Below are 11,203 nucleotides of genomic sequence, written 5' to 3' on the forward strand. Positions count from 1 at the left end.
GCTCCGGAAATCACGGGCTTTTTGCGCACGAGATATCGACAGCGCTTTTGGACTGTAGAGGCGAGCGACGATGAGAAGAGCTGCGCCCCACGCTCTCTTGCCATTCGGCAGGGAGCATCGCTCCTCACTTCATACATATGGCGCCCAGGGGGCTTGCTTCAAGCCTGGGTTCCTCCCGTAAAACCGCGGCCCTGGCCAATGGGAGCGGAGTGACGGGAATGCGTGCACCGAAAGATGGATCGCGAAATCATGCGGTGATTGTCGCCGGGGGCGGCCCGACAGGATTGATGCTGGCAGGCGAACTCGCATTGGCGGGCATCGATGTCGGCATTGTCGAGCGGCGCCCGACCCAGCAACTGATTGGCTTGCGCGCGGGTGGCCTGCACGCACGCACAATCGAGGTGCTCGACCAGCGCGGGATCGCGGACCGGTTTCTCTCCCAGGGGCGATGCTTCCCGACCGTCGGCTTCCACATGATCCGTTTGGACATCAGCGATTTTCCCAGCCGGCACAACTATCTGCTGGCGCTGCGGCAAAACCAGATCGAGCGGATATTGGCCGACTGGATCAGCGAGTTGGGGGTGCCGATCCATCGCGGACAGGAAGTCACGGATTTCATGCAGGACGACAGTGGCGTGGATGTGGGGCTTGCCGATGGCCAACGGATGAAGGCGCAGTACCTCGTCGGATGCGACGGAGGACGCAGCACGATCCGCAAGGCGGCGGGCATCGAGTTCGCCGGATGGGATCCGACGATGAGCTGGATGATCGCCGAGGTCGAGATGTCGGAAGAACCGCCATTGGGCTTTCGCAGCGACGGCCAAGGAACCCATGCGATAGGCAAGATCGAGGAAAGCGATAGGGTCGGTGTCGTGCTGACCGAGAGACAACTGATCATCGGTGGTGAACCGACATTGGACGATCTCCGCGAGGCGCTCACCGTTATCTATGGCACCGATTTCGGCGTCCACAATCCGACCTGGATGTCGCGGTTCACCGATATGACGCGTCAGGCTGCCGCTTACCGCGTCGGGCGCGTCCTGCTGGCCGGCGACGCGGCGCATGTCCATCCTCCGATGGGCGGGCAGGGGCTCAATATCGGTGTGCAAGACGCGGTCAACCTGGGATGGAAACTGGCCCAGGTCGTCAAGCGGACATCACCCGACAACCTGCTCGACAGCTATCAAGTCGAGCGTCATCCGGTCGCCGCCCGCGTGTTGCGCAACACGATGGCACAGGTCGCGCTTCGGCGCATGGATGACCGCACCAAGGCTCTGGGCGACACCATTGCCGAACTGCTCGGCATGGCCGAGCCTCGCAAACGCATCGCGGCCGAAATGTCCGGCCTGGACGTTCGTTACGACTTGGGCGAGCGGCATCCGTTGCTTGGGCGGCGAATGCCCGATCTCGATCTGCTCACCGGCAGCGGGCCGGTGCGGCTGTTTACCTTGCTGCACCATGCCCGGCCGGTGCTGATCAACCTCGGCACGCCCGGCAGGCTGGACATCAAGCCGTGGGCGGATCGGGTCCAGCAGGTCGACGCCGTGTACGACGGCGACTGGGAGCTGCCAGTTCTCGGGGCCGTCGCCGGGCCCGACGCGGTGCTGATCCGCCCGGACGGGTACGTGGCATGGGTTGGTTCCGGAAGCCAACAGGGACTGGCCGATGCGCTGACCACATGGTTCGGGCCGCCCGCTGTGGCGTAGCAGGGTCGAGGCTGGCCTGGCGACCCGCCGCAAACGCATGCTTGGCATGCATTGCGAGCTTTTACGGCGTCAGGCTCCTGACATCCCGTTGACAGGAGGTACCATCTGTGCAGAAATTGGTTGGACCATTGGACCACTTGGAACGCGCATGGATCAAAACAGCCTGCCACCTATTCAGACGACGGCGCGTGACGACGCCGTGCTGAAGGCGTTGGTAGGCTTTGTTCGTGCCGAAGCCCTCCAGCCGGGCGAGCGGCTGCCAACGGAACGCATTCTGGCCGAGCGGCTGAAGGTCAGCCGCAACACGGTGCGCGAGGCGCTGACGCGCTGGGAAGGGCTCGGGTTGGTCGAGCGCCGGCAAGGCAGCGGCACCTATCTCAAGGCAGCCGTTTCGCCCGACATGTTGCATCTGCCGCTGACGCTTGCGGGCGGCAACGACTTCACCAGCCTGATGCGGACGCTTGAAGTCCGCCGCGCGCTGGAGGCGGAAGCCGCCGCCCTTTGCGCCGAACGCGCGAGCCAGACCGATATCGCCGAAATCGAGCGCAAGCTCGACATCATGGAGCAGGCGTTCCGCACGCGCGAAGGCATGTCTTCGGAAGAGGACTGGGAGTTCCACCAGGCGATCTACAGGGTGTCCGGCAACCCGCTGTTCGAGCAGATCATTGCCGCCATGCACGAATTGTTCCACCGCTTCTGGGAGCATCCGCTCGGCGTGCGCGACTTCGGCCACGCCAGCTTTCCCTATCATCGGACCATTTACGAGCGCATCGCCGCGCGCGACCCGCACGGCGCCCGCGCCGAGGCGCTCAAGCTGATCGCCACCGTCGAGGACGACCTCAAGCGCGGCGCGGCCAAACTCAAACTTTCGAGCCAGACATGAACGAACATCCCTCAGGTTTCGATCACGACTATCTTGCCGAGGCGGCGACGCTTCTGGCGCATGACGAGCCTTTCCCGGGCGGCGCCGTCGTGCCGCCGATCTACCAGACCTCGCTGTTCACCTTCGCCAACTATGCCGAGATGGCCGACACCTTTGCCGGCAAACGAAAGCAGCCGATCTATTCGCGTGGCGACAATCCGACGGTGATGGAATTCGAAGCGCGCGTTGCGGCCCTCGAAGGGGCTGAGGCTGCGCGTGGTTTTTCCAGCGGCATGGCGGCGATCAGCGCCACGGTGCTCGCTTTCGTCGGCGCCGGCGAGCGCATCGTTGCGGTGCGCAATTGCTATGGTGATGCCTATCGGCTGTTCGAGCGGCTTTTGCCGCGGCTTAACATCAAGGTCGATTATGTCGACGGCTCTGACCCGGACGCCGTTGCGGCGGCACTTCCGGGCGCCAGGCTGCTTTATCTGGAGAGCCCGACCTCGATGATGTTCGAGCTGCAGGACCTGGCTCACCTGACCCGACTGGCGAAGGAGCAGGGCATCGTCACCACGATCGACAATTCCTGGGCAACGCCTGTGTTCCAGAAGCCGATCGCGCATGGCGTCGATCTGGTGCTGCATTCGGCATCGAAATATCTCGGCGGCCACAGCGACACGGTCGCCGGCGTGGTGGCAGGCTCGGCCGCCCACATCAAGCACATCAACGAGCAGACCTATTCCTACCTCGGCGGCAAGCTTTCGCCCTTCGAGGCCTGGCTGTTGCTGCGCGGGCTGCGCACGCTGCCGCTGCGCCTGCCGCACCACATGAAGAGCGGGCTCGCCATCGCCGAGCGGCTGAAGGCGCACGGCAATGTTGAGCGCGTCAACCACCCCGCCTATTCGAACCATCCGGGCAAGGCGACGCTTGCTGGTTACGCGGGGTTGTTCTCCTTCGAGGTCACCGAGGATATCGACATCCCCGTCTTCGTCGATGCGTTGAAATACTTCCGCATCGGCGTGAGCTGGGGCGGCCATGAGAGCCTGGTCGTGCCGGCCAAGGCGTCGCTGGAGCAGACGCCGGGACTGAATTCGATGGCGCGCTTCGGCGTCAGCCCCCGAACCATCCGCTTCAATGTCGGATTGGAGAATGTCGAGGACCTGTGGGCCGACGTGGCGCAGGCCTTCGAAAAAGCCAGAAAATAACAAGCCGCTTCAAAATGGGAGTCTTGAAGATGAAAAAACTGACCGTCATGCTTGCCACCGTTGCGGGGTTGGCGATTTCCGCCGGAGACGCGCTGGCCGATTCGACCCTGAAAATGGTCGAAGTCATCACCAGCCCGCCGCGCACGGAGTTCCTGAAGAAGCAAATCGCCGAATTCGAAAAGGCCAATCCCGGCATCAAGGTCGAATTGATCTCGCTGCCCTGGGGCCAGGCTTTCGAAAAGTTCCTGACCATGGTGCAGGCAGGCGATACGCCCGACGTGGTCGAGATGCCGGAACGCTGGATGGGCCTCTACGCCAACAATGCCCAGCTGGAGGATCTCGGTCCGTATATGGCCAAATGGAACGATGCCAAGACGCTCGGCGAGCGCGCCAAGCAGTTCGGCTCGACCGTCAACAACACCCAGTTCATGATCCCGTACGGCTACTATGTGAACGCGCTGTTCTGGAACAAGAAGCTGTTCAAGGAAGCCGGCCTCGACGGCCCGCCGGCCACGCTCGACGAGTTCGTCGCCGATTCCAAGAAGATCTCCGCCATTCCCGGCAAATACGGCTACTGCCTGCGCGGCGGACCCGGCGCCTTCAACGGCATGCACATGTTCATGAACATCGCTCAGGGCAAGGGCGGATACTTCAACGAGGACGGCACCTCGACCATCAACGAGGAGGGCTCGGTCAGGGGCCTGCAGATGCTGGCCGACATGTACAAGCAGGGCCTGGCGCCCAAGGACGCGGTGAGCTGGGGTTTCAACGAAACCGTCACCGGCTTCTATTCCGGCACCTGCGCCATGCTCAACCAGGATCCGGACGCGCTGCTGGGTATCGCCGACAAGATGAGCGCCGACGACTTCGCCGTGGCGCCGCTCCCCGTTGGTCCGAGCGGCAAGTCCTATCCGACGCTCGGCTATGCCGGTTGGGCGATGTTCGCCAATTCCCAGCACAAGGACGACGCCTGGAAGCTGATGGCGACGCTTTTGTCGCCCAAGGACAATCTCGAATGGGCCAAGGAAGTCGGCGTCGTTCCGATCCACAACGGCGCCGACCAGGATCCCCATTTCAAGACCGAGCAGTTCAAGGGCTGGTTCACCGAGCTTAGCGACAGCGCCAAATATGAAATGGTGACGCCGCCGACGCATCTGGAGAACCTCGGCAATTTCGTCGACCAGGTGGCGATCAAGAATTTCCAGGAAGTGCTGCTTGGCCAAAAGACGGCCAAGGAGGTTGCCGACCAATGGGCCGCCTTCCTGACCAAGGAACAGCAGGACTGGATGGCGAAGAACAAGAAGTAGCTTTTCTTCCCTTCTTCCCGTTCCCGGGGAGAAGGCGGCCCGATAGGGCCGGATGAGAGGCTGCGCCAGGTTCCGTCAACTCAGCGCTGCCCTCATCTGCCTGCCGGCATCTTCTCCCCGTTGAACGGGGAGAAGGGTGCTGTTGCCACGCCGGCATCCACCCTTCACCGCGAGCGCCAATGACCTATGCCGTTTCCGAAATAAGACCCGCCGGCAAGCCTCGAAAGAAGCGGCTGACGCACGCTGCAACCGAACCCTGGCTCTATCTAAGCCCGGCGATCATCCTGCTGGTCGTGGTGCTTTTGGTGCCGCTGGTCATCGGCATCAGCTATTCGTTCCGTAAGTTTTCGGCTTTCAAGTCGGAATATGTCGGGCTCGGGCAGTATCAGGTTATGCTGTCGGATGCCGTGCTCGGCCAGGCGCTGGTCAATACGCTGTGGTGGACGGTCTCCAGCCTGTTCTTCCAGTTTTTCCTCGGCCTTGGCCTGGCGCTGCTGCTCGACAAGCCGTTTCACGGCCGTAAACTCGTGCAAGCGCTGGTGTTCCTGCCCTGGGCGGTGCCGTCCTTCCTGTCGGGCCTGACATGGGCCTGGCTGTTCAATCCGATCATCGGGCCGCTGCCGCACTGGCTGTTCGCGCTGGGGCTGAAGGCCGAGCCGACCAACATTCTCTCCGATCCCGCGACGGCCATGTGGGGGCCGATCGTCGCCAATGTCTGGTTCGGCATCCCGTTCTTTGCCATCACGTTGCTGGCGGCACTGAAATCCATTCCCGCGGAACTGCATGAGGCTGCGGCGATCGACGGCGCCTCGCCCTGGCAACGTTTCACCAAGGTGACACTGCCGTTCCTGGCGCCGACCATCGCCATCACGGTGATGCTGCGCACCATCTGGATCGCCACTTTCGCCGACCTGATCTTCGTCATGACCGAGGGCGGGCCGGCCGGGTCGACCAATACGGTGCCGGTCTACATCTATGTCAGCGCCTTCAAGTCGCTGGACAAGGGCTACGCATCGGCGGTTGCCGTGCTGCTGCTCGTCCTGCTCATAGCCTATGCGATTGCGTTGATCGCCATCCGTCGCTCTCTGGTGAGGCACGTCTGATGATCGCGGGACGCTCATCTTCGCAGCGCTTCTTCGGCGGCGTCGGGCTCTATGCGGCGATCGCGGCCTATGTGATCTTCGCCCTGTTCCCGATCTTCTGGACCCTGAAGATATCGGTTACACCGGAACGGCTTCTCTATTCCGAAGGCATCAGCTTCTGGCCGTCGCAGATGACGTTGCAGAACTTCGTCACCGTGCTCGAGGCCACCGACTTTCCGCGTTATTTCCTCAACAGCGTCATCGTCTCGGTTTCGACGGCGGCACTGGTGACTGTCATCGCCACGCTAGCCGGCTACGCCATGTCGCGCTTCACCTTTCGCGGCAAGGCGGCACTGGCGCTGATGTTGCTTTTGACCCAGACTTTCCCGCTAGTCATGGTCATTCCACCGATCTATCGCGTAATGGGCCAGATCGGTCTGATCAACAGCCTGACCGGACTGATCATCATCTACACCGCCTTCAATACCGCGTTTGCAACCTTCCTGATGCAGTCCTTCTTCGACGGCATACCGAAGGACCTGGAGGAGGCGGCGATGATCGACGGCTGCACACGCGCGCAGGCGATGCGCCGGGTGATCGTGCCGCTGACGCTGCCCGGCATGGGCGCCACGCTCGGCTTTGTCTTCACCGCTGCCTGGAGTGAACTCCTGTTCGCGCTGATGCTGATCTCAAGCGATGACAAGAAGACCTTCGCCGTCGGCCTGCTCACCTTCATCGGCAAGTTCGCCGTCGACTGGGGGCAGATGATGGCGGCGTCGATCCTGGCGCTAATCCCGGTCTGCATCTTCTTCGGCTTCCTGCAACGCTATCTCGTCACCGGCCTCACCGCCGGCGCCGTGAAGGGATAATCGATGGCTTCCGTTACGCTGGAAAAGGTCCGCAAAGATTATGGCGCCGTGCGTGTGCTGCACGCGGTCGACCTCGACATCGCCGACGGCGAGTTCGTCGTCCTCGTCGGTCCGTCCGGCTGCGGGAAATCGACGCTTCTGCGCATGATCGCCGGCCTGGAGGAGGTTTCCGATGGCGAAATCCGTATCGGCGAGCGGCTGGTCAACGACGTCGCGCCGAAGGACCGCGACATCGCCATGGTGTTCCAGTCCTACGCGCTCTATCCGCATATGGACGTGTCGAAGAACATGGGCTTCAGCCTGATGCTGAGGAAGGCAGAGAAGCAGGCGATCGACGCGCGTGTCGATGGCGCCGCAAGGCGCCTCGGGCTGGACAGTTTCCTGCAACGCCTGCCGCGCCAGCTTTCCGGCGGCCAGCGCCAGCGCGTCGCCATGGGTCGGGCGATCGTGCGCGATCCCAAGGTCTTTCTTTTCGACGAGCCGCTTTCAAACCTCGACGCCAAGCTGCGCGTGCACATGCGCGCCGAGATCAAGGCGCTTCACCAGCAACTGAAGACCACGTCCGTCTATGTCACGCATGACCAGATCGAAGCCATGACCATGGCCGATCGCATCGTCGTCATGCATGACGGCGTCGTCCAGCAGGTCGGCGCGCCGCTCGACCTCTACGATCGCCCGGCCAATATGTTTGTCGCCGGATTCATCGGCTCGCCCGGCATGAATTTCCTACCGGCAAGGGTCGAAAAGGGTGGCGTGGCGGATGCTGTGCTGTCCGATGGCCAGAAACTGCGATTGCCGCATAGCCTGCCGCTCAGGGAAGGCGATGCGGTTACCGTCGGCTTGCGGCCGGAGCATATAAGGCTGGCGGATGACGGCACGCTGCAAGGCGAAGTCGTGGTGGTCGAGCCGCTCGGCCTTTCGACGCAGTTCTACGTCAAGCTGGCCGGCCAGCAGCTCTGCGTGTTCGCCATGGGCCGCGCTGGCGTGAAGCCTGGCGACACGGTGCGGCTATCGGCCGATCCGGCGGCACTACATGTTTTCGACCCGAAAAGCGGCGACCGGGTAGGATAAGGGTCCCGCCTGCCGAGCGGCCAAGACCATATTGCATGCAAAAACGCCGCCCGATGGGCGGCGTTTTTGCATGCTCCTGGAAAACCAGATTACTTTATCTTGGTTTCCTTGAACTCGACGTGCTTCTTGGCGACCGGGTCGTATTTGCGGAACGACAGCTTGTCCGTTTTGGTGCGGCTGTTCTTGCTGGTCACGTAGAAGAAACCGGTGTCGGCGGTGGACAGAAGCTTGATCTTGATGTTTGCGGCTTTGGCCATGGTATCAGTCCGTTTGTTCGTGGGGTTTTGGCCGCTGGAGCACGGGAAAACACCCGGACGCGGGAAACTTGCCGCGACACATAAAGAACGCGCCCGGAAAGTCAAGCCCGGCTTATCCGCCTGTGCCGCAAGCAGATGAGTTGTCCGGATTAGGTAAGCACGTGAGTTGTCCGGTTTTATCGCCAGCCAACAGAGGCTGGGGATGAAGCGGACAGCGTGCAACCAAACCGGACACTTGATTAGCTACCGAGAGCCCGGCGCGTCCTTGCGGCCGTCACGAAAGCCAATGCCTGTCGGCATTCACACGTGTTCCGCCTCCAGAACGATGGTTTTCTTCCAATCTCCCGTGGTGTTCCACCAGCGATTCGGGTTGGCGCGGTCGTCCAGCCCCTTGGAACGGCTGGCAAGGACCGGCTGAATGCGGATCACCGGCTCCTGGTAGCTATGCGCCTGGAAAATCGCTTCGACGACGCGCGCCGCCAATTCCTGGTCATCGGGCAGTTCGAACGAAACCTCGACCGTCCCGGGGCGCCGCCGCAATTCGGTCTCGGCGCCGGCGGCCGCGCCGTCAAGTGGCCGGTAGCGCTCGATGCCATGCGCCGACTGGTAGGCGTTTCGATCATATTTGCCCATGACCAGCGGGGCGATCGCAACCACCGCATCCATGATGCGGTCCACGTCCGAGGCCGGAGCCTGGAAGGTTACAAGCAGCAGAAGCGTCATTCGCAGTGATGTGGTCTCAAAGCCGCTGTCGATCATGGCAGTGTCCTCAACTTCGGGTATCAGGGGACACTCTTTTAACCGGACGCTCCTGACACGGTTCTGTCAGCATCTGCCGCGGCGCGGCGGATAAGGGCACTCGACTGCGGGGTGCTACAGCAGGATCTTGCGGACGAGCCTGAAGCAGACCAGGGCGATATAGGCGCCGAAGAACAGACCGAGCGACCAGCCGAATCCGGAGGGCCCGAAACTGTCCATGCCGATGCCGATCGCCTGCGGGCCCAGCACCATGCCGACGCCGTAGCACAGCACGAAGGCGGCGTTTGCCGATGCCAGTTCATGGCCGGACAGTTGCGAACCGAGATGGGCGAGGCCGATCGTGTACATGGCCGCGACGACACCGCCCCAGACGAAGAGAAGGGCCGCCATCAAATGCCAGTTCGTGGCAAAGAAAGGCATGAACACCGTGCCGGCGAGGCCGACGATGGCACAGGCGAGCAGCAGATGGCGCCGGTCCGAAACGCGGTCGCTGATCATGCCGATGGGTATCTGTAACAGCACGTTGCCGAGCCCGATCATGGTCAGCAGCAACGCTGCATCGGCCTCGGAGTAGCCGATCCGGCTGCCATAGACCGGGAACAGGGCGAAACCGCCGGTCTCGACGGCGCCGAACACCAGCACGGCGAAGGTGGCGGTCGGCACCAGCCAGATGTAGCGCAGGAAGTGGCTGGTTTCACTCTCCGCCACGATGGCGGGGCTTTCGTTGCGCGCAGCCAGCACCGGTATCGCCGCCAGCGTCACCAAGGCGATGATGACGCCGAACGGCCTGAAGCCGGAACTGCCGAGATGGGCGAACAGCCACGGTCCCGCGGCAAAGCCGAGCGACAGAACGGTGGCGTAGATGCCGAGCACAAGGCCTCGCCGGTGCGGCGGCGCCGAGGTGCTGATCCAGAATTCCGACAGGATGAACAGCACCGTCAGCGCGATGTGCAGCACTATGCGCAGCGGAAACCACATCCAGAAATCGGGTGCGAAGTGGAAGCCGACGAAGGCCAGCGCACCGGCGGCAATCATGGCGATCATCGTCCAGGCAACACCGAACCGCATGGCGAGCGGCGTGGCCAGCGGGGCGCCGGCGATCGAGGCCAAGCCGGCGACGGCCGTATTAAGGCCGATCATCGAGGCCGAATGACCGCGCGTTTCCAGAATGACGCTGAGCAGCGGCATGCCGAGGCCGATGGCGATGCCGACGACGCTGATCGACGAGATCGCCGCCACCATCGGCAGCCAGTGTACGCGCTCGTCGCCCTTTGGTTGGGTATCGACCGTCATGTTATGTCTGAATACTCGATGTTCTACAGAATTTCGCGGGTGAAGCGGTTGCGGACAAGCCGGTAGAAGGGCACGGGACCGCCCGGACGCAACAGCGGATCATGGGCGAGGCGGCTTTCCAGCTCGTCCAGGATCATCCGGGTGATGTCGGGAATGTCGGCTTCCCTGGCCTTGGCAAGTGGCAGCCAGACCAGTTCCTCGAGTTCGTCGGTCGGGCCGCCGCCCGGCAGTTCGACGGCGACGTCGCCGCGCCAGGCACAGAAGAAGCGGGTGTCGAAGCGGCGCACCCGGTTGGGCGGGGTGATGGCGCGCGCAATGAAGCGCAACATGTCCAGGGAGGGTTGCACGCTGTGTTCGGCAAAGCCTTGCCAATCGGTCCTTGCGGTGGCGAAGGCGCCTTTGCGACCGATCAGCAGCCCGGCTTCCTCATAGGTCTCGCGGATGGCCGACAAGGCGATGGCGCGGGCACGCGCCTCGCTCGTGCGGCCTGGACCGGCGATGAGCTTTGCTTCCTGCTCGGGATGCAGCGCGGTGGCGGTGGGGATGCGGCTGTCCGCCGGGTCGGTACGACCGCCGGGAAACACGAACTTGCCCGGCATGAAGGCGTGACCGGCATGACGGCGACCCATCAAGACCCGCAAGTCGTTGGCCTTGCCGTCGAGCAGGATCAGGGTCGCGGCATCGCGTGGACGCATCGCCCGGCCGCCATGCGTGGCCAGACCCTTGTCGAGCCTGTCGACGTCCGCCTTGGTCATTCCTTCCATGCGCAGGACCTAGCGGAAACGTCTTGCA

11 protein-coding genes are annotated in these 11,203 nt (G+C 62.8%); 7 read left to right on the plus strand and 4 right to left on the minus strand.

Annotation, left to right across the window (positions count from 1 at the left end; translation table 11 throughout):
- The first annotated feature begins 218 nt into the window (after window positions 1-218).
- The 7 genes from LB551_RS27720 (at window position 219) to LB551_RS27750 (ending at window position 8,102) form a co-directional block, all read left to right on the plus strand.
- Complete coding sequence (locus tag LB551_RS27720) at window positions 219-1,706, plus strand: FAD-dependent monooxygenase (RefSeq protein WP_224661186.1); 1,488 nt, start codon at window positions 219-221, stop codon at window positions 1,704-1,706.
- A gap of 148 nt (window positions 1,707-1,854) precedes the next feature.
- On the plus strand, window positions 1,855-2,589 hold the full coding sequence (locus LB551_RS27725; RefSeq protein WP_224661187.1) for a FadR/GntR family transcriptional regulator: 735 nt from the start codon (window positions 1,855-1,857) through the stop codon (window positions 2,587-2,589).
- Window positions 2,586-3,773, plus strand: a complete 1,188-nt coding sequence (locus tag LB551_RS27730) for a PLP-dependent transferase (RefSeq protein ID WP_224624740.1) — start codon at window positions 2,586-2,588, stop codon at window positions 3,771-3,773. The genes LB551_RS27725 and LB551_RS27730 overlap by 4 nt, the downstream gene beginning before the upstream one ends.
- 29 nt (window positions 3,774-3,802) lie before the next feature.
- On the plus strand, window positions 3,803-5,080 hold the full coding sequence (locus LB551_RS27735; RefSeq protein WP_140548111.1) for an ABC transporter substrate-binding protein: 1,278 nt from the start codon (window positions 3,803-3,805) through the stop codon (window positions 5,078-5,080).
- Window positions 5,081-5,259: 179 nt separating this feature from the next.
- On the plus strand, window positions 5,260-6,183 hold the full coding sequence (locus LB551_RS27740) for a carbohydrate ABC transporter permease (RefSeq protein WP_224661188.1): 924 nt from the start codon (window positions 5,260-5,262) through the stop codon (window positions 6,181-6,183).
- Window positions 6,183-7,031 carry a carbohydrate ABC transporter permease gene (locus tag LB551_RS27745; RefSeq protein WP_140548115.1) on the plus strand — a complete coding sequence of 283 codons (849 nt, stop codon included), beginning with the start codon at window positions 6,183-6,185 and terminating at the stop codon, window positions 7,029-7,031. Before LB551_RS27740 ends, LB551_RS27745 begins: the two co-directional genes overlap by 1 nt.
- Window positions 7,032-7,034: 3 nt before the next feature.
- Window positions 7,035-8,102 carry an ABC transporter ATP-binding protein gene (locus LB551_RS27750; protein WP_224661189.1) on the plus strand — a complete coding sequence of 356 codons (1,068 nt, stop codon included), beginning with the start codon at window positions 7,035-7,037 and terminating at the stop codon, window positions 8,100-8,102.
- 89 nt (window positions 8,103-8,191) lie between these two features.
- Here LB551_RS27750 and rpmG read toward each other — a convergent pair whose 3' ends face one another.
- The 4 genes from rpmG to LB551_RS27770 all read right to left on the minus strand — a co-directional run bounded on the left by rpmG (window position 8,192) and on the right by LB551_RS27770 (window position 11,175).
- Complete coding sequence (gene rpmG, locus LB551_RS27755; protein WP_006201775.1) at window positions 8,192-8,359, minus strand: 50S ribosomal protein L33; 168 nt, start codon at window positions 8,357-8,359, stop codon at window positions 8,192-8,194.
- A 300-nt stretch (window positions 8,360-8,659) separates the two neighbouring features.
- Window positions 8,660-9,118 (minus strand): hypothetical protein, encoded by a 459-nt coding sequence (locus LB551_RS27760; protein ID WP_224624738.1) that lies wholly within the window; start codon window positions 9,116-9,118, stop codon window positions 8,660-8,662.
- Window positions 9,119-9,232: 114 nt separating this feature from the next.
- Entirely contained in the window at window positions 9,233-10,411 is a 1,179-nt protein-coding gene (locus LB551_RS27765) for an MFS transporter (protein WP_140548121.1), read from the minus strand.
- Between the two features lie 23 nt (window positions 10,412-10,434).
- Window positions 10,435-11,175 carry an NUDIX hydrolase gene (locus tag LB551_RS27770; protein ID WP_224661190.1) on the minus strand — a complete coding sequence of 247 codons (741 nt, stop codon included), beginning with the start codon at window positions 11,173-11,175 and terminating at the stop codon, window positions 10,435-10,437.
- Between the last annotated feature and the right edge of the window lie 28 nt (window positions 11,176-11,203).

This window comes from Mesorhizobium sp. BR1-1-2, from assembly GCF_020165435.1.
Taxonomy (GTDB): domain Bacteria; phylum Pseudomonadota; class Alphaproteobacteria; order Rhizobiales; family Rhizobiaceae; genus Mesorhizobium.